The sequence below is a fragment of the Streptomyces sp. NPDC007095 genome (genome assembly GCF_040634475.1).
Classification (GTDB): Bacteria; Actinomycetota; Actinomycetes; order Streptomycetales; family Streptomycetaceae; genus Streptomyces.
On sequence record NZ_JBEYFS010000026.1, the window covers coordinates 41,497 to 63,997 of the forward strand.

22 protein-coding genes are annotated in these 22,501 nt (G+C 70.7%); 19 read left to right on the plus strand and 3 right to left on the minus strand.

The annotated features are described in order from the left end of the window. Positions 1-386: 386 nt before the first annotated feature. From ABZ656_RS11955 to ABZ656_RS12010, 12 genes are all read left to right on the plus strand, one after another. Positions 387-1,142 (plus strand): aspartyl/asparaginyl beta-hydroxylase domain-containing protein, encoded by a 756-nt coding sequence (locus ABZ656_RS11955; RefSeq protein ID WP_360267019.1) that lies wholly within the window; start codon positions 387-389, stop codon positions 1,140-1,142. 222 nt (positions 1,143-1,364) lie between these two features. Beyond that, positions 1,365-2,738 (plus strand): MFS transporter, encoded by a 1,374-nt coding sequence (locus ABZ656_RS11960; RefSeq protein WP_360267022.1) that lies wholly within the window; start codon positions 1,365-1,367, stop codon positions 2,736-2,738. 59 nt (positions 2,739-2,797) lie between these two features. Then, positions 2,798-3,847, plus strand: a complete 1,050-nt coding sequence (locus ABZ656_RS11965; RefSeq protein ID WP_360267025.1) for a beta-ketoacyl-ACP synthase III — start codon at positions 2,798-2,800, stop codon at positions 3,845-3,847. After that, entirely contained in the window at positions 3,844-4,083 is a 240-nt protein-coding gene (locus ABZ656_RS11970; RefSeq protein ID WP_360267028.1) for an acyl carrier protein, read from the plus strand. The genes ABZ656_RS11965 and ABZ656_RS11970 overlap by 4 nt, the downstream gene beginning before the upstream one ends. A 41-nt stretch (positions 4,084-4,124) precedes the next feature. Then, the gene (locus ABZ656_RS11975; protein ID WP_360267031.1) at positions 4,125-5,015 is read left to right on the plus strand and encodes a TauD/TfdA family dioxygenase; all 891 of its coding nucleotides are present in this window, start codon (positions 4,125-4,127) and stop codon (positions 5,013-5,015) included. Further along, entirely contained in the window at positions 5,012-5,560 is a 549-nt protein-coding gene (locus ABZ656_RS11980; RefSeq protein WP_360267034.1) for an FcoT family thioesterase, read from the plus strand. Before ABZ656_RS11975 ends, ABZ656_RS11980 begins: the two co-directional genes overlap by 4 nt. A gap of 68 nt (positions 5,561-5,628) precedes the next feature. Then, positions 5,629-7,212: a long-chain-fatty-acid--CoA ligase gene (locus ABZ656_RS11985; RefSeq protein WP_360267037.1), complete on the plus strand. Its 1,584-nt coding sequence runs from the start codon at positions 5,629-5,631 to the stop codon at positions 7,210-7,212. A 33-nt stretch (positions 7,213-7,245) separates the two neighbouring features. Beyond that, positions 7,246-7,503, plus strand: a complete 258-nt coding sequence (locus ABZ656_RS11990) for a phosphopantetheine-binding protein (protein WP_360267040.1) — start codon at positions 7,246-7,248, stop codon at positions 7,501-7,503. Continuing rightward, on the plus strand, positions 7,490-11,806 hold the full coding sequence (locus ABZ656_RS11995; RefSeq protein WP_360267043.1) for an amino acid adenylation domain-containing protein: 4,317 nt from the start codon (positions 7,490-7,492) through the stop codon (positions 11,804-11,806). The genes ABZ656_RS11990 and ABZ656_RS11995 overlap by 14 nt, the downstream gene beginning before the upstream one ends. Before the next feature lie 93 nt (positions 11,807-11,899). Beyond that, on the plus strand, positions 11,900-12,940 hold the full coding sequence (locus ABZ656_RS12000; protein WP_360267046.1) for an ABC transporter substrate-binding protein: 1,041 nt from the start codon (positions 11,900-11,902) through the stop codon (positions 12,938-12,940). A 56-nt stretch (positions 12,941-12,996) separates the two neighbouring features. Next, the gene (locus ABZ656_RS12005; RefSeq protein ID WP_360267049.1) at positions 12,997-13,962 is read left to right on the plus strand and encodes an iron ABC transporter permease; all 966 of its coding nucleotides are present in this window, start codon (positions 12,997-12,999) and stop codon (positions 13,960-13,962) included. A gap of 3 nt (positions 13,963-13,965) precedes the next feature. After that, entirely contained in the window at positions 13,966-14,790 is an 825-nt protein-coding gene (locus ABZ656_RS12010; RefSeq protein WP_360267052.1) for an ABC transporter ATP-binding protein, read from the plus strand. A gap of 15 nt (positions 14,791-14,805) precedes the next feature. Here ABZ656_RS12010 and ABZ656_RS12015 read toward each other — a convergent pair whose 3' ends face one another. Beyond that, entirely contained in the window at positions 14,806-15,417 is a 612-nt protein-coding gene (locus ABZ656_RS12015) for a DJ-1/PfpI family protein (RefSeq protein ID WP_360267055.1), read from the minus strand. A 42-nt stretch (positions 15,418-15,459) separates the two neighbouring features. On the opposite strand from ABZ656_RS12015, the gene ABZ656_RS12020 reads away from it, so the two are divergent. Continuing rightward, positions 15,460-15,708 carry a DUF5134 domain-containing protein gene (locus tag ABZ656_RS12020; RefSeq protein ID WP_360267058.1) on the plus strand — a complete coding sequence of 83 codons (249 nt, stop codon included), beginning with the start codon at positions 15,460-15,462 and terminating at the stop codon, positions 15,706-15,708. A gap of 36 nt (positions 15,709-15,744) precedes the next feature. Here ABZ656_RS12020 and ABZ656_RS12025 read toward each other — a convergent pair whose 3' ends face one another. Further along, positions 15,745-15,960 (minus strand): heavy-metal-associated domain-containing protein, encoded by a 216-nt coding sequence (locus tag ABZ656_RS12025; protein WP_360267061.1) that lies wholly within the window; start codon positions 15,958-15,960, stop codon positions 15,745-15,747. A 350-nt stretch (positions 15,961-16,310) separates the two neighbouring features. On the opposite strand from ABZ656_RS12025, the gene ABZ656_RS12030 reads away from it, so the two are divergent. Both ABZ656_RS12030 and ABZ656_RS12035 read left to right on the plus strand, forming a co-directional pair. Next, the gene (locus ABZ656_RS12030; RefSeq protein ID WP_360267064.1) at positions 16,311-16,526 is read left to right on the plus strand and encodes a hypothetical protein; all 216 of its coding nucleotides are present in this window, start codon (positions 16,311-16,313) and stop codon (positions 16,524-16,526) included. Between the two features lie 101 nt (positions 16,527-16,627). After that, positions 16,628-16,831: a hypothetical protein gene (locus ABZ656_RS12035; RefSeq protein ID WP_360267067.1), complete on the plus strand. Its 204-nt coding sequence runs from the start codon at positions 16,628-16,630 to the stop codon at positions 16,829-16,831. Positions 16,832-16,842: 11 nt separating this feature from the next. Here ABZ656_RS12035 and ABZ656_RS12040 read toward each other — a convergent pair whose 3' ends face one another. Further along, complete coding sequence (locus ABZ656_RS12040) at positions 16,843-17,250, minus strand: hypothetical protein (protein WP_360267070.1); 408 nt, start codon at positions 17,248-17,250, stop codon at positions 16,843-16,845. Between the two features lie 356 nt (positions 17,251-17,606). On the opposite strand from ABZ656_RS12040, the gene ABZ656_RS12045 reads away from it, so the two are divergent. The 4 genes from ABZ656_RS12045 to ABZ656_RS12060 all read left to right on the plus strand — a co-directional run bounded on the left by ABZ656_RS12045 (position 17,607) and on the right by ABZ656_RS12060 (position 22,095). After that, positions 17,607-18,425 carry a hypothetical protein gene (locus ABZ656_RS12045; protein ID WP_360267073.1) on the plus strand — a complete coding sequence of 273 codons (819 nt, stop codon included), beginning with the start codon at positions 17,607-17,609 and terminating at the stop codon, positions 18,423-18,425. A gap of 167 nt (positions 18,426-18,592) precedes the next feature. Then, positions 18,593-19,264 carry a superoxide dismutase family protein gene (locus tag ABZ656_RS12050; protein WP_360267076.1) on the plus strand — a complete coding sequence of 224 codons (672 nt, stop codon included), beginning with the start codon at positions 18,593-18,595 and terminating at the stop codon, positions 19,262-19,264. Further along, entirely contained in the window at positions 19,243-19,824 is a 582-nt protein-coding gene (locus ABZ656_RS12055; RefSeq protein ID WP_360267079.1) for a copper resistance CopC family protein, read from the plus strand. Before ABZ656_RS12050 ends, ABZ656_RS12055 begins: the two co-directional genes overlap by 22 nt. 774 nt (positions 19,825-20,598) lie before the next feature. Beyond that, positions 20,599-22,095, plus strand: coding sequence for a PepSY-associated TM helix domain-containing protein (locus ABZ656_RS12060; RefSeq protein WP_360267081.1), 1,497 nt, complete (start codon positions 20,599-20,601; stop codon positions 22,093-22,095). Positions 22,096-22,501: the final 406 nt, after the last annotated feature.

Here is a 22,501-nt window from a genome sequence, read left to right on the forward strand (position 1 = left end):
GATGTTGCCTCCATCCCCGGCGGTACGGTCCTCGGATCGGGCCGTGCCGCCGGGAACTCGACGGCAAGGGCGGCCGACTACTGAGGTGTGGGAATCAACATCAAGCGATTCCGCTGCCTGGCACCGCGGGTGACTCTGCTGGTGTGGACCGCGGATCCCGTGCTCACCGCCCTGTGCGACCGGCGCGTGCCCACGACGCCGGGCCGGTCCGGCGCGGTCCTCGGTGCGCCCCGTTCACCTACGGCGCTGGAGGGAGGGGGGTAAGTCCTGTGCCGTTCCGCAGAATTGACGGAATCTCGCGGGAACTCCCCGGGCTCTTGCCCCGACTACTACTGCGACACCGACCTGGCGGTCGGCCGCGACGGTAGCGGTCAGGAGGGGCCTGCATGACACCCGAGATAGAGAACGCCTTCGCAGAGATCAGAGGCGAGCACGGCGCGGACTCCATCAGACGTGTGGAACTCATGCTCGAACCCGGGGGAGGGGGCCCGCGACACCTGCTCCAGCAGGGCGCAAAGTGGATCCTTCCGGGGCTGTCGCCCACCCCCTGGCACGACCCTCGCAGCCATCCCGAACTGACCCCGGTCGTCGAGGCGCTCGAAGCCGCTCATCCGGTGATCAAGGAGGAGCTGACCGCCGCCTGGGCGGGGCGCCGGGAGGCGTTCTCGGGCTACGAGCACTATCTGACCCGCCAGGAGGACTGGCAGGCCCTCTATCTGTACCGGGGCGGCGGACTGGTCGAGGAATCGGCGGGCACCGTGCCCACGGCGTACAAGGTGCTCGACGAGTTCGCCGTCAGGACGGAAAAGATATGTCCCCTCCTAGAATGTCATTTCTCCACCCTGTTGCCGGGTGCGGCCATAGCCCCGCACTGCGACCTGTGGAACTTCAGTATCAATCTGCATCTCGCCGTGGATATTCCGGATGGTTGCAGTATCACGGTGGCGCGTGAAACCCGTTCCTGGGTGGAGGGGAAGTGTCTGCTTTTCGACTACTCCTTTGAGCACGAGGCACGTAATGACGGTGACAGGCCACGGACGTGTCTTCTCGTAGACCTCTGGCATCCGGAAACGACCATTCCGGAGCGGCAGGCCCTCACCACGCTCATCAACGAGATCAGGCGCCTCATGGGAGACGGCTGACGGTCTGAATATCCGTACCGAATAACCATCCGGCAGTGTGGCGCTGTCGGAATTATGTGCTGCCCTGAAATGGAATCGGCGCTCTCGGTGCATGTTCCCTCGCGGGGCATTTCCTAGCCCTCTTCGGAGTGTTATGGTGACTGAAAATGATCGACCGATTCGATTTTTTGATCTGAGTTTTCTTTTCCGTTTCCCATTGGCGGGTGAGGAGGATGTCGACCGGTGCGGGCGCGACTGTCCCTTCTCGTTCTGGCGCTGGCCCAGCTGGTCATCGCGCTCGACTACAACATCGTCTACGTCGCCCTTCCCGACATAGGCACCGGCCTCGGCTTCTCCCCGCACGATCTCCAGTGGGTGGTGAGCGCCTACGTCGTGACGACGGGTGGTTTCCTCCTGTTGGGCGGCCGGATGGCCGATCTGCTGGGCCGACGCCGGACCTTCGTCGCCGCGGCCCTCGTATACGCGGGGTCCTCGCTGGTGGGCGGGCTGTCCGGGTCGGCGGCCGTCCTGGTCGCCGTCCGCGCGGTGCAGGGCATCGGCGGCTCGCTGCTGTTCCCGGCCACTCTCGCCCTGATCAACACGATCTACGAGGAGGGTCCCGCCCGGAACCGGGCCCTGGCGGTGTGGGGCGCTGCGGGGGCCGGCGGCCTGTGCTTCGGTTCACTGCTGGGCGGCGTGCTCGTCGAGGCGTTCGGCTGGCCGTCCGTCTTCTTCGTGAACGTGCCCGTGGCGGCGGCGCTGGCGTGGGCGGGGCGGAGGCTCTTCCCTGCGGACGGCCCGCGGACCGGCCCCCGTCGGTTCGACGTCATGGGCGCGCTGGCCGGAACCGGCGGGATCACGCTCCTGGTGTTCCTGCTGGTGCACGCCCCCGAGGCTGGCTGGGGCAGCCCGTCAGCGCTGCTCAGTGCCACACTCGCGGTCACCTTGCTGGCCGTCTTCGCGGTCGTCGAGACCCGTGCGCGCGACCCCCTGGTGCCGACGCGTTTGTTCGCCCACCGCGGGCTGGTCGCCGCGATGACGGTCACCGCCCTCTACAGCGCCACCTTCAGCTCACTGCCCTACTTTATGACCCTCTACTTCCAGAACGTGCGCGGCTACAGCGCGTTCGCCACCGGACTGGCGTTCCTCGTCCCCGCCGTGGTGACCGCCCTGGGCACCAAGGCCGGTGAACTGGCCGTCGCCCGCGTCGGGGTGGGGCGCATGCTGGCCGGCGGCATGATGCTGGGCGCGGGAGGGGCGGCCACTCTCGGGCTCGCGCTCACCGGAGACGGCTCGTACACCCTGCTGCTGCCCGGCATCGTGCTTCTTGGGCTCGGCCAGGGTGCCGCCTGGACCGGCATGTGGATCGCCGCTGCCTCAGGAGTGGCCGCCGAGGACCAGGGCGTGGCCTCCGGCATGGCCTCCACCACCCTCCAAGTGGGCGGCGCGGTCGGCCTCGCCCTGCTGGTCGCCCTGTCGTCGGGCGTCGGCCAGGGCCCGCCGGCCGACGCCCTGCTCACCGGCATACGTATCGCCGTCTTCACCATCGCGGCCGGCCTCTGCTGCGCCGTGCCGCTCACCCTGGCCCTGCGCACCACCACGACCTCCGCCGCCTAGACGCCTCACCCGGCCCCGTTCTGACCCACGAGCCTTCTCATCCCACGAGGAGAACCGCTGTGCCCAGCAAGACCCCCAGACCGCCGGGTCCGGCTGCCGTCCTGTGCGGACTCGCCGGATGGGTGCCGCCCCGCGTGGTCACCAACGACGAACTCGCCGAGCGGCTCGACACCGACGACACCTGGATCCGCACCCGCACCGGGATTTGCCGACGGCACTTCGCCGAGCCCGGGCAGGCGACCTCCGACCTCGCCGTCGAGGCCGGGTGGCGCGCACTGCGGTCGGCCGGAACCGAGACGGTCGACACGCTGATCGTCACCACGACGACCCCGGACCGCCCCTGCCCGGCCACCGCGCCCGTGGTGGCCAACCGCCTCGGCCTGGCGGGAGCCGCGGCGTTCGACGTCGGCGCGGTGTGCACCGGATTCGTGTACGGCCTCGCCACGGCGTCCGGGCTGATCGCCTCCGGCGTCGCCGAGCGGGTCCTGCTGATCGGCGCGGACACCTACTCCACCATCGTCGACCCGCTGGACAGGAGCAACGCGATCATCTTCGGGGACGGCGCCGGAGCGGTCGTCCTGCGCGCGGGACACGCTGAAGAGCCCGGCGCGGTGGGCCACTTCGACCTGGGCAGCGACGGCGCTCACGAGGACCTGATCACGGTCGCCGCCGGCGGCTCCCGCCAGCGTTCCACCGGCGGCGAACCCACCCACGCCGAACAGCACTTCGCGATGCGCGGCAAGGAGGTCTACCGCCACGCTGTGACCCGCATGGCAGCCTCCGCCCGAACCGCGCTGTCCGGGGCCGGCTGGACGACCGACGACGTCGACCACTTCGTGCCCCACCAGGCCAACCTGCGCATCCTTCACTCCGTCGCCGACGACCTGGGTCTGCCCCAGGAACGCTGTGTCACCAACGTCGACACCCGCGGCAACACCGGAGCCGCCTCCATCCCGCTCGCCCTGGCCGATGCCATGGCGGCCAAGCGGATCCACCCCGGCGACCGCCTCCTGCTCACCGCCTTCGGCGGCGGCCTCACCTGGGGCTCCTGCCTCCTGACCTGGCCCACGCTCGTCCCAAGCCCTCAACCGGAACGGACCACACCATGACCACCTACGAGCGGCTCGTCGACGTCATCGTCGGCCTGCACGACGTACCCGCCGACCTCATCCGCCCCGAGGCCACCCTCGGCGCACTGGACGTCGACTCCCTGACCACGGTCGAGATCAGCATCCGCATCGAACGCGACCTCGGTGTCACCGTCGGCGACGACGAACTCAAGCCCGACCTCACCCTCGGCCAGATCGCCGCTCTCGTCGACTCCCGCCGCACCACCACCGTCTGACCCCACACCACCCCGCCCGAACCCCGGAAGGACCGGTAGCCATGCAGATCAAGAAACAGCCCGGCGCCGCGCTCGGCGTCACCGTCGAGGACTTCGACCACACCACGGCCTCCGACGCCGACATCCAGACCCTCAAGGAGGCCGTCTACACGAAGAAGATCGCCGTACTGAAAGGACAGGACCTCACTCCCGAGCAGTTCCTCGCCCTCGGCAAGCGCCTGGGCCGCCCCGAGACGTACTACGAGCCGATGTACAAGCACCCGGACGTACCGGAGATATTCGTCTCCTCCAACGTCCCGGAGAACGGCAGGCAGATAGGCGTGCCGAAGACGGGCAAGTTCTGGCACGCCGACTACCAGTTCATGCCCGACCCCTTCGGCATCACCCTGATCCACCCGCAGGTCGTCCCGGAGAAGAACCGCGGCACCTACTTCATCGACATGGGCCGGGCGTACGAGCGGCTGCCCGAGGAGCTGAAGAAGGAGATCGCCGGAACGCGGTGCCGGCACTCCGTGCGGAAGTACTTCAAGATCCGCCCGCACGACGTCTACCGCCCGATCTCCGAGATCATCGAGGAGGTCGAGACCAAGACCCCGGCCGTTCGCCAGCCGACCACCTTCGCCCACCCCATGACCGGCGAGACCGTCCTCTACATCAGCGAGGGCTTCACCGTCGGCATAGAGAACCAGGACGGCGAACCGCTCGACGAGGAACTGCTCAAGAACCTCTTCGAAGCCACCGGCCAGCTCGACGACACCTTCGAGCACCCCAACATCCATCTCCAGAGCTTCGAGAAGGGCGACCTGCTGGTCTGGGACAACCGCGGCCTCATCCACCGCGCTCGCCACACCACCACCCCGGAACCCACCGTCTCCCACCGCGTCACCGTCCACGACGAGCGCAGGCTGTACGACGGGATACCGGCCGCGTGACCGCGCCCGTCACCGGCCAAGCCGTCGTTCCGTCCCAGCGGTCGTACCCCACCGACGAGGAACTGCTGGCCCGAGTCCTGACGCCCTACAAGCAGCACTGCAAGTACCTGAGGTCCGCCGAGGTCACAGCCTCCGCCGGACTCACCTCCGTCCGCTCTGCGTTCGCGATCCCGGAGTCCTGCTACATCGACGACACCGGCCACCTGAACTCGGTCGAGGTCAACATCGCCTACAACCAGATGATGTACTACCTGGTCGCCAAGTCCGTGCAGGAAGGGTTCCTGACCGGGTTCGAGACCTGGACCCTGGACGACTTCTGGCGCCACCAGCTCCCAGACATCCTCATCGCCCGCTTCGCCGGTAATTTCCGCCGCCCGGTCAACGCCCGTGCCTTCTCCGGGGAGATGGCCTTCTGCTCGGTCAGCCGGCGCACCCCGGGCGGCGGCAGCCCGTTCCTGCACGCCGAGACGTCGTACCGCTACTGGGACGCCGACGGCGGCCGGTGCGACGGCGAGGCGACCCTCGCGTTCGTCAACATCCCCTGACACCGACTTCGTCAGCGTCGCCTGATCACCACCTTCGTCAACATCCTCTGACCACCGAAGGACTGTCCATGGAGACATCCACGGCGTCACCGCCGGCGAACGGCAGGGTCCACCACCCCGGACTGCGCACCCTCGTCCAGACCACCCGCTTCCACGCCGAACACCGGCCCGACACGGCCGCGGTGATCTGCGAAGGCCGCACCCTCACTTACGACGCGCTGCACCGAGGCAGCAACCGGGTCGCCCACGCCCTCCGCGCCGCCGGACTCGGCGAGGGCGACCGGGTCGCCTACCTCGGCAAGGAGTCCGAGCACTACTACGAGATCCTCTTCGGCTGCGCCAAGAGCGGCACGGTCCTGGTGCCGGTCAATTGGCGGCTGACCGCACCGGAGGTGAGCCACATCCTCCAGGACTCCGGGACTCGACTTCTCTTCCTGGAGGACGAGTTCACGCAGGTCGTCGAGGGCATGCCCACCGCGCCGCCCGAAACGGTCGTACGACTTAGCGCGTTCGGGACCTGGCGGGCCGAACATGCCGATTCGGAAGCGGAGTTCGAGGCCACCTCCGACACCCCGGTCGCCCAGCTCTACACCAGCGGGACCACCGGCCTGCCCAAGGGTGTCGTGCTCGCCCACCGCAGCTTCTTCGCGATCCGCGACGCCCTGGCGAGCGAGGGCTTGGACTGGATCGACTGGCGCGCCGGGGACATCGCGCTGATCGGCATCCCAGGGTTCCACGTCGGCGGCCTGTGGTGGGCCACCCAGAACTTCAACGCCGGCACGACCGTCGTCGCGATGCGCGCCTTCGCCGCCCGCCGGGCCGTCGACCTGATCCGCGACCTGGGCATCACCACGGCCTGCGTGGTGCCCGCCATGCTCCGCATGATGCTCACCGAACCCGGCGTCAGCGCCGAGGACTTCACCACGCTCCGCAAGACGGTCTACGGCGGCTCGCCGATCGCCGAGGCGCTGCTGGAGGAGAGTCTCGCCGTCCTGGAGTGCGAGTTCGCCCAGATCTACGGCCTGACCGAGACCGGCAACACCGCCGTCTGCCTGCCCCCGGCAGCCCATGTCCCGGGCGGCCCCCTCATGCAGGCGGCGGGCCACCCCTACCCGGGGGTACGCAGCAAGGTGATCGACGAGCAGGGCCGCGAACTGCCCCCGGGCGCGGTCGGAGAGGTCTGCCTGCACACCCCGGCCCGGATGGTCGAGTACTGGGGACTGCCCGACAAGACCGCCGAGACCCTCGTCGACGGCTGGATCCACACCGGGGACGCGGGCTACGTCGACGAGGACGGCTACGTCTTCATCCGCGACCGCATCAAGGACGCGGTCCTCGTCGCGGGGGAGAACGTCTACCCGGCCGAGATCGAGAACGTACTGGAGGCGCACCCCGGCGTGGCGGAGGCCGTCGTCGTCGGTGCCCCCGACGAGCGCTGGGGCGAGTACGTCCACGCCTTCGTCGTCCCCGTCTCGGGCCACGAGCCGAGCCCCCGGGACCTGCACACCTTCCTCGTCCCGCGGCTGGCGGCCTTCAAACTGCCCGCCCGCTACGAGTTCATCGACAGAGTCCCGCGCAACCCCAGCGGCAAGATCCTCCGACGCGAACTGCGCGACCGCTTCTGGAACGACTCCGCGCGCAAGGTCAACTGACCCATCCCGGCCGTGCCATTGAGAGAGAACCCCATGCCTGAAGCCCTCACCCCGGACAGTTTCCGTTCCGACCTGGCGGAGTGCCTGTTCCTGAGGCCCGACGAAGTCGACCTGGAAGACAGCCCGTTGGACGCGGGGCTGGACTCCCTGCGCATCGTCACCCTGCTGGAGCGGTGGCAGGCCGCCGGCGCCGACGTGAGCTTCGTCGAGCTCGCCGAGCGCACCTCCTTCGCCCAGTGGTGGCAGCTGCTGGCCGAACGCCGGAAGGGAGCAGCCCGTGCCGACATCTGACAGCACGTCGGCAGGCGGGCGTCATCCGCTACTGGCCGCCCAGGAAGGCATCTGGGCCGGCCAGCAGCTGGACGCGGAGAGCCCCGCCTACAACACCGCCGAGTACGTGCGTATCGACGGCCCGGTGGACACGGCCGTCTTCGACACCGCACTCCACCACGTCGTCGCCGAGACCGAGGCCCTCAACGTCACCTTCGTCACCGACGACACCGGCCGCCCCTGGCAGGTCGACACCCCGGCCGGCGACTGGCACACCCGCGTCACCGACCTCACCGCCGAGCCCGCCCCGCAGACCGCCGCCCTCGCCTGGATGGACCAGGACATGGCCCGACCCGTCGACCTCACCCGCGGCCCGGTCTTCGGCCACGCCCTGCTGCGCACCGGCCAGGACCAGTACCTCTGGTACCACCGCGTCCACCACATCGCCCTCGACGGCTTCGGCCTCTCCCTCGTCGCCCGGCGCGTGGCCCAGGTCTACACCGCTCTCACGGCTGGCGAACCCGTCTCCGACAGCGGCTTCGGCACCCTGGAGTCCGTCCGCGCCGAAGAGCTGGCCTACCGTGAGTCCGCCCGCCACACCAAGGACCGCGCCTACTGGACCGACCGGTACGCCGACCGTCCCCCGGTAGCCAGCCCGGCAGGCCGCTCCGTCCTGCCCGCCCGCACCTTCCACCGTCACGTCACCGACCTCGCCCCGGCCCGGACCGGCACCCTGCGCACGGTCTCCCGTGACCTGTCGGCGACGTGGTCCGAGGTACTGCTCGCGGTGACCGTCGCCCACCTGCACCGGGTCACCGGCGCCCCGGAGATCGTCCTGAGCCTGCCGGCGATGGGCCGCCTCGGGTCCGTCTCCCTGCGCGTGCCCGCCATGGTCCGCAACATCCTGCCCCTGCGCGTGCCCGTCAGCGCCGACGACAGCCTGCGCGACCTCACGGCCCGCGTCTCCCGCGAACTGCGCGCCGGGCTGCCCCACCAGCGTTACCGCTACGAGCAGTTGCGCCGCGACCTGAAGCTGGTGGGCGGCCAGCGGCGGCTGTCCGGGCCGGGCGTGAACATCATGCCGTTCGAGTACGACCTGCGGTTCGCCGGTCACCGCAGCACCGTCCACAACGTGTCCGCGGGGCCCGTCGACGACCTGGCTGTCAACATCTACGACCGCTCCGACGGCACCGGTCTGCGCATCGCCCTGGACGCCAACCCGGACCTGTACACGGAGAGCGAGGCGGCCGCCTTTCAAGAGGACCTGCTCGCTCTCCTCGACGGGGCGGTCGCCGCCCCGGACCGGCCGCTGCGGGAGCTGGAGGGCGCGTCCCCAACCGTGGCTGTGTCCGTCCCTGCCACCCTCCTGGACGGCGGCCCGCTGCCGACCCCCGCCCGCCCGGTGCTGAGCCTGATCGCCGACCACGCCGCCCGCGGCGGCGGAGCCGTCGCCGTCGAGCACGCCGGGACCAGGACCACCTACACCCAACTCCTCGACTCCGCACAGGACATCGCCAGCCGTCTGGCCGCCCGGGGCGTGGGCCGGGGCGATGTGGTGGCGGTGGCCCTGCCCCGGGGCATCGACGCCGTCACCGCCATCCTGGGTGTGCTGCTGTCGGGCGCCGCCTACTGCCCCCTCGACCCCGCGGCCCCCGCCGAGCGCAGAGCCCACCTCCTGGCCGACGCCACTCCCGCACTCGTCGTGACGACCGGCGACCGCGCGGCCGACTTCACGGACCACGCCGTACTCCTGCCGGACCAGCCGGACCCCGGGCCCGCCACCAGCACCCTCCCTGCGGCGCCCGCACCCGCCGACCTGGCATACGTGCTGCACACCTCGGGCTCCTCCGGCCGTCCCAAGGGCGTCGAGATCGGCCACGACGCGCTGGCCCACTTCGTGGCCGCGGCCACACACCGCTACGGCATCCGACAAGGAGACAGGGTCCTGCAGTTCGCCCCCCTGCACTTCGACGCCAGCGTGGAGGAACTCTTCCTCACCCTGTGCGCCGGCGGCACACTGGTGATCCGCGCCGACGACATGACCCAGTCCGTGCCGCGCTTCCTGGAGGAGTGCGCCCGGCTGCGGGTGAGCGTGCTGGACCTGCCCACCGCGTACTGGCACGAGCTGGCCTACGCGGTCTCGACCGGCGCCGCCGCGCTGCCCGAGGGCGTGCGGACCGTCGTCATTGGCGGCGAGGCGGCCCTGCCCGAACGGGTCGACCGCTGGCGGAAGGCCGTCGGCACCTCCGTCCGGCTGCTCAACACCTACGGGCCGACCGAGGCCACCGTCGTCGCCACCGCCGCCGACCTGCACGACCCCGCGCTCGTCCCCGGTGACGTCCCCATCGGCCTGCCCCTGCCCGGTACCCGGGCCGCCGTCGTCGACGGCGAGCTGTACCTGCTCGGCGCCTCCCTCGCCCGCGGCTACCGGGGCACACCGCCGGACAGCTCCCGCTTCGCCCCGTTCCCCTCACTCACCGGTGCCCCCCGCGCCTACCGCACCGGCGACCTGGTCCGTGTCGGCGAGGACAGCCAACTGCGCTTCCTGGGCCGGGCGGACGACGAGTTCAAGATCAGCGGCCACCGCGTCCAGCCCGCCGAGGTCGAGAGCGCCCTGCACACCCATCCCGGGATCCGTGAGGCGGCCGTCGTGGGACAGACCCTGCCCGACGGCACCCGCCGCCTGGTCGCCCACCTGGTCACGGAGTCCCCGGCGCCGTCGACGTCCGAGGTCAGGGAACATCTGCGGGCGCGATTGCCCGCCACCATGATCCCCTCAGCCGTCGAACTCCTCGACCGGCTGCCCCGTACCGGCTCGGGAAAGATCGACCGGGCGGCCCTGAGTACGCCTTCCGCACCACAGGTCCCCTCCCAGGGCAACCCGTTGGAGCGGACGATCACCTGCGTCTGGCAGCAGCTCCTCGGCGCGGAGGCCGTCACGGTCGACGACGACGTGTTCGACCTCGGAGCCCAGTCCCTCCAGGCCATCCAGGCGGCCAACCGGCTCGGTGTCGAACTCGGCCGCGAGATACGGGTCGCCTGGCTCTTCCAGTACCCCACAGCCGCCGCACTGGCCCGCTTCCTCGGCGAGGACGCACAACCACCCACCGCCCCGACCGGACTTCCGCCGGCCCTCCTCGCCGACGCCGTCCTCGACCCGGGCATCCGCCCCGGCATCAACCGCGCCCCGGACGGCGCCCCCCGCCGCATCCTGCTCACCGGCGCGACCGGTTTCGTAGGCGCCCACCTGCTGGCGGAACTCCTGGCCGGCACGGCGGCCGAGATCGTGTGCACGGTGCGGGCCGGCGACCAGGCCGAGGCCACCGCCCGCGTCCACGAAGCCCTCACTCACCACGGCATCGTGCTCGACGAGCGGGCCCGCCTCCGCGTCACCGCGCTCCCCGCCGACCTCACCCGCCCCCAACTCGGCCTGAACCGTGAGGCATTGACCGACCTCGCCGGGACCTGCGACGCGATCTTCCACAACGCCGCGACGGTCAGCATCATGCGCGACTACGGCACCCTGCGCGCCGCCAACACCGAGTCCACCCGCGACCTGCTGCGCCTGGCCGCCGTACGCATGACCCCCCTCCACTACGTCTCCACCCTGTCCGTGGCCCCGCCCGCGAGCCGCAGTCCCGAGGTGCCGGAGGCGTTCCTGCCGCCGCACGAGGGACTGCGGTACGGCTACCAGCAGTCGAAGTGGGCCTCCGAACGTCTGCTGGAGCAGGCGACCGAACGCGGCCTGCCGGTCACCGTGCACCGGCTGGGTCGGGTGGTCGGACCATCCGGCACGGGATACGTCAACGAGCGGGACTTCCTGTGGAGTGTGCTGCGGGCAGGGATCCCGGCGGGGATCGTCCCGGACCTGTTCGAGGACGAGGTCTGGACGCCGGTGGACTTCGTGGCCCGGTCCCTCGTCCACCTCTGTCTCAACTCGAACCCGGCGGCCGGCGGCCCGGTCTTCCAGCACGCGACCCTGCCCCGGGTACGCCTCGGCGACGTCTACGACTGGGTGGAGGCGTATGGCTATCCGGTACGACGACTGCCGCTGGCGCGGTGGCGGGAGCTGCTGCCCCGCTCGGCCGACGTCGCCGCCACGACCCTCGCCTTCTTCGATTCCACCGAACAGGACGCCCGAACAGACCTGCGCCTGGGCTACATCCACGCCGAGAACGTCCGCACCGGTCTGAAAGGCAGCGGCATCACCTGCCCGCCCGTTGACCGCGACCTGGTCTTCGGCCAGCTCGACCACTGCGTCACCGCGGGTGTGCTGCCGGCCCCGGCCGGACGGCGGCCCCATCCCGCAACACCCGGAAAATAACCGGGACTTGCCGGGAACTCACGGTCACCGCGCACCGACTACTGCAACAGAACCCGTAAGCCGATGAACGCATCCCGTATGCAAGGAGCCCGCATGTCGATGAACCGGCCGGTCGCCACCGCCCTGGCCGCAGCCCTCTGTCTGCTCACGGCGGCATGCGGCGACTCCTCGGACGACGACAAGGCGAGCGGCACGACGACCGAGGCCGCCGCATCGAAGACCGGCTATCCGGTGACCCTGGACAACTGCGGCCAGAAGGAGACCGTCAAGAAGGCCCCCAGCCGGGTGGTCGTCATGAACGGCGCCTCCGTCGCCGAGGTCTCCACCCTCCTCGCCCTCGGCCTCCAGGACAAGATCGTCGCCAACCAGCAGACCTACGGCATGTCGGAGGTCGCGGGCCGCGCCGCCGCCATCAAAAAGCTGCCCACCGGTGACGTGAAGCTCAACGACGCCTACGACATCCCGCGCGAGGCCATGCTCGGCCTGCGCCCGGATCTCGTCCTGTCCACCACCTCGTACGGCTTCGACGAGAAGAACGGCTTCGCCACCCGAGAGCAGTTGAAGGAGGTCGGCGCCAACAGCTATGTCTCCCCGCAGGGCTGCGACCAGGACACTTCGAAGATGACCATCGCCGACAGCTACACGCTACTGCGGGACATGGGCAAGATCTTCAACAAGAACGACGAGGCCGAGAAGCTGATCGTCGCCTCCGAGAAGAACATCGCGGCGGTTTCGGACAAGGTGAAGGGCGAGAAGAAGCCGAAGGTCATGGTGCTCTTCTCCAACATGACGATGGGCGGCAACGACTTCAGCTCCGTCGTCGCCAAGGGCATCTACAACGACATCCTCGCCAAGGCCGGCGGCTCCAACGCCTTCGAGAACGCCTCCAAGACCTCCTTCGCCGACCTGAGCAAGGAGAAGGTGGCCGCCACCGAAATCGACGCGCTCGTCGTCATCGGCTACAACGACCCGAACCCGGCGGCCTACGCCAAGAAACTGCTGAAGGAGTTCCCCCAGTGGCCGGCCGCGAAGAACAGCACGTACGTGGCACTGTCGGACTCGATGTACCTCGGCCCCAGCAACGACCTGGCGGTGGAGAAGGTCGCCAAGATGCTGCACCCGGCCGCGTTCTGACCCGGCTCAGGACCCCTCTGGCGTTCACGTTCCTGCCTGTCGCGCTGATCGCCACGATGATCGTGGCGATCAGCATCGGCGCCGTCACCATCCCGCTCGGTGACGTGTGGAGCATCGTGCTGCACCACGTCACCGGCGCGGGGACACCGCCGAGCGACCCCGCGCTCGACCAGATCGTCTGGAACTTCCGCACCCCCCGGGTGGTCCTGGCCGCCCTCGTCGGCGCGGCGTTGGCCGTGTCCGGCGCGGTGCTCCAGACGGTGGTGTCCAATCCCCTCGCGGACCCCATCGTCCTCGGCTTCTCCTACGGCGCCACGCTCGGCGCGGTCCTCGTCATCACCCTGGGCGGCGGCGCCGCGCTCGCCGGGCTCGGGGTGTCGGCGGCGGCCTTCATCGGCGCGGTGGTGGCGGGCGCGCTGGTCTTCGCCCTCGGGCAGCGGCGGGGCAGGCTCGCGCCCACCCGGCTGGTACTGGCGGGGGTCGCGGTCGGCTACGTCTTCCTCTCCGCGACCAGCTTCGTCCAGTTGCAGGCGACTCCGACCGAGCTGCGGACGGTCATGTTCTGGATGCTGGGCAGCGTGGCCGGCGCCCAGTGGGACCAACTCCCCACGGTCGCCGTGGTGGTGCTCGTCGGCACCGCGCTGCTCACTCTCTTCGGCCGGCGGCTCAACGTCCTGCTGGCCGGCGACGAGTCCGCCACCGCCCTCGGCGTCGACGTCAACCGGCTGCGCGCCGTCCTCCTGGTGCTCAGCGCGCTGCTGACCGGAACCGTCATCGCCGTCGCCGGCAGCATCGGCTTCGTCGGCCTGATGATCCCGCACCTCGTCCGTCTCACCACCGGCGCCGACCACCGCCGACTCCTGCCCCTGACCGCCCTGCTGGGCGCGGTCTACCTCGTCCTCGTCGACCTGCTCTCCCGCACCCTCAACCGCCCCAACGAACTGCCACTGGGCATCCTCACCGCCCTCCTCGGCGCCCCCTTCTTCCTGTGGCTGCTGCGCCACAACAAGGGCCTGGACTGACCCATGAAACTCACCGTCGATCAGCTCCACATCTCCCTGGACCGCAGTCCGATCCTCCGCGACGTGAGCCTTCAGGCCCGCAAGGGCGACATCGTCGGCCTCGTGGGCCCCAACGGCAGCGGCAAGTCGACCCTGCTGCGGGCCGTCTACCGTTCACTGCGCCCGGCGGACGGCGTCGTCAGGGTCGGCGAGGACGACGTATGGGCGCTGTCCGCCCGCACGGCGGCCCGCCGCACCGCCGCGGTCCTCCAGGACGCCACCGGCAACACCACCGGCCTGACCGTCACTGAGATCGTCGCCCTCGGCCGCGCCCCCCACCACGGCCTGCTGGGCCGCGACGGCGCCGAGGACCACCGGGCGGTGGAAGAGGCCATCGACCACTGCGGCGTACGACCGTACGCGGACCGCGACTACGCCTCCCTGTCCGGCGGGGAACGCCAACGTGTCCTGCTGGCACGGGCGTTGGCCCAGAGCCCGCAGCTCCTGGTCCTGGACGAGGTCACCAACCACCTCGACATCCGCGCCCGGTTCGAACTCTTGGGCCTGATCCGCGCCACCGGCATCACCACCCTGGCGGTCCTGCACGACCTCGACCTCGCCGCCCGCCTCTGCGACCACCTGGTCGTCCTGCACGAGGGAGCCGTGGTGGCCGCGGGGCCGGTCCTGGAGGTGCTGAACCCGGAGACCCTCAGGGACGTCTTCGGCGTACGGGCGAGCACCGAGCGGCACGGCGACGGCGTCATCCGTGTCACCTACGGAGCCCAACCGCTCGCGCACCAGGAAACGGTGGTGTACGGAACCCGGTCGGCCGAAACCGCGGATCGCTGATTCAGGAGGCTTGCCTCAGGACCCGCCGCCTGCCCCGGACTCCGGGGCCTCGTACTGGATTCCGGCCCGGGTCAGCTCACCTGCCTCGCTCCCGCCGTAGCGGGTCACCAGGTGCAGCGCCATGTCGATGCCGGCCGACACCCCGGCGCTGGTGACGATGTCGCCGTCGTCCACGTACCGTTCCCGCGTCCGCACGTCGACCGAAGGGTCGGTCGTCGCGAGCTTGTCGAGGTAGTCCCGGTGCGTGGTGGCCGGGCGGCCCGCCAGCAGCCCGGCGGCGGCGAGCACCAGCGAGCCGGTGCACACGCTCGCCAGGACGGTGCCCTGTTCGCGCAGGCTCCGCAGCCACTCCAGGTGCGCCGCGTCCTTGACCAGGGCCCGCGTGCCGTTGCCGCCGGGGTGGACCAGGACGTCGAGCGGCGGCGCGTCGGCCAGGGCGCGGTCGGCGACCAGTCCCAGCCCCTTGGAACCGCGCACCACTCCGGCCTCCGGTCCAACGGCCAGGACCTGCACGGGAGATGACGCGATGTGGGCGGCCCAGAAACCGAGCACCTCCCACGGGCCGACCACGTCGAGTTCCTCGACGTCCTCGAACAACAGCACACCGATGGTCAGAGTGTCGCTCACGGGGGGCGCACTGGTTTCAGCACGGGGTGGCCTTGCGGGGCGATGGTGTGCATGGTCCTCGCCATGCGGGCCGCCCACCCGATGCGCGCGCACGCGGGCATGGCCATGTCGACGACGGTGTCCGGATGGGCGATCGCCTGCGCCGTCCTGGCGCTGTACTTCGTCCTGTCCATGGCCGTCACCCTGTGGCGGCAGGTTGCCTCGGACCGTCCCCGGGGCGCGGACCCGGTTCCGGTGGGCCGTATCGCCATGGCGGGCATCACCGCCGTGATGCTCCTGACGATGGTGTGAGCAGCCCCGTCACGGCGCTGAGGCCGGTGAGGGATCTCAGGCGGCCTGTTGCTTGGCGACGGTGTAGCCGGCCTCGACGATCGCGTGACGGATGGAGCCGTCGTCCAGGGCGGTGCCCCGTACCGTGACGGTGTCCGTGGCGAGTTCGACCAGGACCTCGTCGACGCCGGGCACCTCGGAGACCTCCTCGGTGATGCTCTCGGCGCAGTGCTCGCAGCTCATCCCGGTGACGGTGTAGTGGCGTTCGGCCATGACGGTCGCTCCTTGCGTGGTGCGGTGTGGTGGCTTGGGTGCCCGACGTGAAGATGTACGGGCCGAGGGGTGCGTGTGTTCAGCTGTACGCGGCACCCGCACCGCGCCTCGTCCTCGGATCGAGTGACACCTCCTTAGGTAGTCGTTGTCGCACCCGGCCTGGTTCCCCTGAGACACAGGCAAACGGAAGCATCGGGGGTGAACCGGCGCATGGGACCAGAGAGCGCGCCCCGGCCGCCCTGCACGCGGGCGCGTCGCGTCGTGCGCCCGGGGGTATGTCCAGGGCAGTACCGGCCCCAGGTCGTCGACATGCCTCCGGCCGCCCGACTTCCCCCGAAAGGCAGTGCACGATGAGCGACATCACTGGTCTGGAGCCGCTGGCGACCTTCTGCGGGGACTGCAACTGCGGCTGCCCGCAGCTGTTCGTCGACCCGGGCGCCCCCGCCGAGCGCCGCGTTCTGCTCACCGACGACTTCGGACAGCGCGTCCAGATGAGCGTCGACCAGTTCGCTTCCCTGGTGGAGGAGGCGAAGGCCGGCAAGCTGGACGGCATAGCCATCGCCTGAGCGATGGCACGCACCCGGCGGAACGGGGCCCATGCGGTGTGGCCCTGGGACGAACAGCCCACCCGGCCGGCCGGGTACGGCAGGAGAGGGAGCGGCCCCGCTTGGCTGCTGCCGGCCGCCACGGTGGCGGTGCTGGCCGGAGGCTACGGCTGGCTGGCTGGCTGGGTGAGGTGGCGGCGGGCACGGTCGGTGCCGTCGTCGGCTGCCTGGTCGGCCTCGTGGCCAGCGGGCTGCTGTACCTGCTGGTGAACCTGGCGGTGTCCGGCCGCCCGCCGACCGGACCGTCACCGCCCACGCGGGACTGACCGTGGGGGCTTCAGGGCCGCACGGCCTTCAGTACGTCCCGACAGGCGTCGGCGGCGCGGCCGGTGGCCTCGGCGCAGATACGGCAGTGCTCGTGGTGCTCGGCGTGCCCGCCGCACAGGTCGTGACTGCGCTGGCAGGCGATGAGACAGGCTTCGACCTGCGCCGTGAGCAGCGCCGGGTCATGGCTGCTGTGGCGGGTCAGGACCCGGCGGGTCGCGGCCGTGACATCGGCGCAGTCCAGGTCCTGGTCGATGGCCCTGCGCAGTTCGTCGGCGTCCTTCTCGGCGAGCATGCCCGTCGCGCATGCCGTGACGGCCGTCTCGCACGCGACGAGTACGTCGACGGCCCGGGCCAGCACCTCACCGCCGATGACGCTCTCGCTGGTGACGCTGTCGAGGAGTTCTCGGGTCTGGATCATGACAACCCCAAAGATGTGGGAAGGGCGGGGTGTACTCCGCCGACGCTAGTACCGCTTGCACCGCTGCGGAAGAGATGAGCCCCGGGGCGCGGCCGCGGCAGACGGCCGGACGTATCCGCTCATGCGGGCGCCGGTAGCGGCCGACGGAGGAAGAACCGGCGAGTCGGCCGGGAGCCGGGAGCCGCCTCGGAGTCGGCAGCGACCGGCGACACGCACCACGCGATCTGCCGCACCCCACGTGCCCGCCGGCCCCGGTCGCTTCGACGGGGCCGGCCGATACCGCGCACGGCACTTGAACGAGAGGACGCTCTGGCCCGTAAGGAACAGGGAAGCCCATCGGTTCGAGGAGTTGTGCGATGTCCCGGAGGTGCCGCGGCGGCGGAACGCGCCGGGGAACCCGTTCGACGTGGCCCGAAGAGAGCGTCGGCATCCCGCGTGCGTTGCGGGCGGCCGTTTTCGCGGCTGTCTGCGTGGTGACGACGGCACTGGGGCACGCCCTGATGTCGGGTGATCTGCTGCCCTGGTGGACGCTTGTCCTGGCGTTCACGGGGACGGCCTCGGGCGCGTGGTGGCTGACCGGCAGGGAACGCGGTGCCGTGACTGTGGTCGGGGTAACGGCCGTTGCACAGGGGCTGCTGCACTTGCTGTTCGACGTGGCCCATGCGCTCGTCCGTGTGCCGGCCGGCGCACCAGGGGCGGGACCGGCCTCCGGCATGGACCACGCGATGGCGTTCTCCCATTCCGGCATGGTCATGCACATGAGCCACTCGGTTTCAGGCATGGCCATGCAGCACACGGGGACAACAGGCACTCCCGTCGCCCTGCCGCTGGAGTCGGCCCTGGTGCGGCATGGCTCCGCCGGGATGTTCCTGGCGCATCTGCTGGCCGCCGTCGTGTGCGGACTGTGGCTGTGGCGGGGTGAGACAGCGGCCTACCGGTTGGGCCGGGCCTTTGCCGTCGCGCTGTTCGCGCCGCTTCGGCGTGTCCGCCGCATGCTCGCCCGCACCGTGCGCGACCGGCGGACCCTCGCCTGCTGGCCCGCGCAGGGCGCGGCGCAGGCCCCGCCGACTGCTCCCGCCGTGCTCAGGCACGCCGTCATCCGCAGAGGACCACCCAGGGCCGGTTCGGCACACCATCACCTGCCGCCCGGCCCGCCGTCCATCCTGCGCCTCTGAATTCCCCTGTGGTCTCCCGGCGTTGACCAGGGCCGGTGCACGCCCGGAACCGGCGTGCGCGCTCGCGCGCGTCGGCCTGTCCACCTGGCCCTGAGCATGCCCGCCTGCCTGAGCGCAGGTGATGGCACATGCTCTTCGCTCATCGATGCTCATCGATCGGGAGTTCCATGCACCACCACATGTCCGCCTGCGCACCCACGTCCGGCGATCCGTCGGCTCCCCGAACCGTCCGCCGCAGGACCCGGCTCGCTGTCTGCGCCGCCCTGGTGACCGCGACGACGGCTCTTGCCGGCGGCTGCGGAGGCGATTCGGCCGACCACACCTCGGCCAAGACCTCCTCGTCCTCTTCATCCTCTTCGTCATCCTCGTCCTCGGCCCACGGCATGGACGGCATGTCCGGCACCGCGATGGGAGACCCCTCGGCCACGCCCGCCTACAAGATGGCCGGAGCGAGCGTGGTGAAGGGCACCTTCAAGATGCTGGACACCCGTCCGCCGGGCATGAACGACGTCAAGGGCACGGCCTGGCTGGCCCAAGGCCCCAAGGGCACCACGGTCACCGTCTCCCTGACCGGCCTCAAGCCGGGGCACGTCTACATGGCGCACCTGCACGCCCAGCACTGCTCCGACGACAACGGAGGAGGGCACTTCCAGTTCGACAAGGGCGGGCCGACCATGCCCCCGAACGAGATCCACCTGATGTTCACCGCTGACAAGTCCGGGATGGGCATGACGACGGTTAACAACACGCGCAAGACCCGCAAGCACGCGGTCGCGATCGTCATCCACCCCAACGAGGCACAGGACAACCGGATCGCATGCGCCGACTTCGACTTCTGACGGCGACGGCCGGATCGCTCGGCTGCGCGGGGGTGCTGCTGCTCCTCGGCGGCACACCCGCGTACGCCCACACCGCGCTGAAGACCGCGACACCGGCTCCCGGGGCCACGGTCGGCGCCGGGACGAGCGTGGTCGCGCTGACCTTCGACAACCTGACGTCCGGCATCGCGCCGAAGATCAGCATGGTCGGCCCCGACGGCCATGTCGTCCCGGTCGGCCAGCCGGTCGTCACCGACACCACTACCGCCTGCGCCGCGGTCTCCCCGCTGCCCGCGGGGGTCATCACCCTCACTTACTCGATCACGGCGGGCGACGGTGACGCCCAGACCAACGCCTTCCAGTTCGAGGCCGCCGACGGCACCAAGCCCGCCGGCACTCCGTCCGTCTGTGCGGACCTGAGCCTGCCGGCCCCGGACACGGGCGGGTCCGACACCCTCCTCGGTCTCGGCCGCACCACGGCGACGGCCGTCCTGACGGGCGCCGCGGCCGCGGTCGCTGGGTTCCTCACCGCCCGCATCCTGCGCCGCCGGAGAGTCCCGGGAGGGACCGGCGCCGCGTGATGTGAGGCCCGCACCGCGTGTTCCGGGCCGGAGACCGAATCTCCGGCCCGGACCGCCACCGGGCCAACAGTTGCCGAGTACTCCAAGAACAGGAAGGCCAGGCGGAGTTCTGGCGTGACTCCCGAGACGGGAACCCGCCGACCGGTACAACACCCCGCCCTCGGTGCGGACCTGGGCGCCCATCGCCGTCCGGTCCGGTCTTCCGCCGGCGGCAGGCCACGCTTTTGCGGAGGCGCCGCGGGCTCCGGCGTCGGCTGTCACTGAGGGGCTGTGGCCTCTGCTGAGCCCGCCGGCCGCAGCCCGCACTGGGACGGGATGTGGCGACGTGGCGGCCGGCGGGCACGGGCCGGGCCACGCTCGGGAAGGCGAATTCCATACGTGGCCCGGTGGCGTCATCGTGGCACGGCGACACCTGGGACGGGAGCTCTGGCGCGGGATCGTCCCACGTGAGGATTGTCCTTCCGGTCCCGGGGAACCAGGGCGACCCGCCCTACGACTACCTCAAGACGCTGTGCTCCTGTCCTGACGCATCACCGGATCCTCACCGCGGACTCGCTCGCGACTCTCGACGGGCGGCGGAACGGACCGTATGGCGGCGGGCCGTGAATTCATGGGGCGGGCGGGAACTGGGGAACCCATCCATCCGACTGTTTCAGGACAGCGGCCGAACAGGGCCGGTGGAGCGATGCCAGGGCGGCTCATCGGCCGGGCGTCGGTCGTCCAGCACGGATCTCGGTGCCCTGTGCACCGCCGACACAGCACGAGGTGGGATTGATGTCCGTCAGCTCCGATGCCCCCGACCTGCCCGAACCAGGCAGGCCGGCCAAGGAGATACCCGGGGCCACAGCCACTGTGACACCGAAGGCCCCGACGGCCAAGGCGACCGCGACCGCCGCCCCGGCCCGCAGGCCGGGGGGCTTCGGCGCGCTGCTGGCACGGCTCCACTTCTACTCGGGCGTCCTGGTGGCGCCGTTCCTGCTCGTCGCGGCCGTGACCGGTCTGCTCTACACGTTCACGCCGCAACTGGACTCGCTCATCTACGGCAAGGAACTCCACGTCTCCCGGACCGGTGACAGCGTCCTGCCCCTGTCGGAGCAGGTGGCCGCCGCACGCGCTGAGCATCCGAAGGGCACGCTGATCGCCGTGCGCCCAGGCAGCGGCCACGACACCACGCAGGCGGACTTCGCTCTGCCCCAACTGGGTGAGAAGGCGCACACCGTCTACGTCGACCCGTACACGGGCAAGGTGCGCGGGCGGCTGACCACTTGGTATGGCGACACTCCCCTCAAGACGTGGCTGGACGCCTTCCACCGCAACCTGCAGCTCGGGACGGTCGGCCGGTACTACTCCGAGATCGCCGCGAGCTGGCTGTGGGTCCTCGTCCTCGGCGGCCTGGTCCTGTGGTGGCGCCGCCGGCGCGACAACCGCAGCGCGCGGCGCCTGCTGCTGCCGGAGGTGTCCGCGAAGAAGGGCGTACGGCGCACGCGCAGCTGGCACGCCGTGACCGGCGTGTGGATCTCCATCGGCTTGCTGGGCCTGTCCGCGACCGGCCTGACCTGGTCCCGCTACGCCGGCGCGAACTTCGGCGAGGCTTTGGACGCGCTGCGCTCCGGTACCCCCGGGGTGTCCACCACCCTGGCCGGCGCGTCCGGCGGCACGGCAGGTTCCGCCGCCTCGAAGAGTCCCGACCCGAGCGCGATCGACGGCGTGCTGAAGGCCGCCCGCGGCGACGGTCTGGGCGGTCCGGTGGAGATCGCCGTGCCGGCGGACGGCGCCACGGCCTGGACGGTGACACAGACCCGCAACCTGTGGCCCGTCGGACGGGACAGTGTCGCCGTCGACGCCTCCGCCGACAAGGTGGTCGACCGGGTGGACTTCGCCGACTGGCCGGTGCTGTCCAAACTGACCCGCTGGGGCATCAACGCCCACATGGGCACCCTGTTCGGCCTCGTCAACCAGATCGCCCTCGCCCTCCTGGCCATCGGCCTGATCTGCGTGATCCTCTGGGGCTACCGCATGTGGTGGCAGCGCCGTCCCACCCGCGCCGACCACCGTGCCCTCCTCGGCACCCCGCCCGCTCGCGGCGCCTGGCGCGGCCTGCCGTCCGGGACCGTCGCGGTCGGCATCGTCGTGGTCGCCGCGGTCGGCTGGGTGATCCCGCTGTTCGGCATACCCCTTGCCGTGTTCCTGGCCGTCGACCTCGCCGTCGGCGCCGCCCGGCGCCGCCGTCCCCGCACGTCGCCGACGGCCGCGACCCCCTCCGGCGGCTGACCGGCACGGTCGCGCTGACCCCACGGTGCGCCTTCCGCCTGCGGTGGACCCGGAGGAGTCCCAGTGTCTTCTCTGGGGTCGGCGGGTCAGGTGACAGGACCATCTCCCCGGGCAGCTCTGGCTGTCCGTGCCGCGGACCAGTTGGAAAAGCGCCGGGCGCTGGGGACGAGGGCGGCTGCGGCCGGGGCGGTGGAGCAGGCGAGTGCGCGGACCGCGAGGACCGTGCGGGTGCCGAAGAGTCGATGATCGGCGCGATGAGGGCGAGGCCGAGTGGGGCGAAGCCGTAGGAGAGTAGGAAACCGAGCGAGGAGACCTGGGCGAGCCGGTAGACGGGCTCCTGCGCGCGGCGATCGTGGAGGCGGGGTACGAGGCGGCTGAAGCGGTCGCAGGCTGACGGACACGTCCT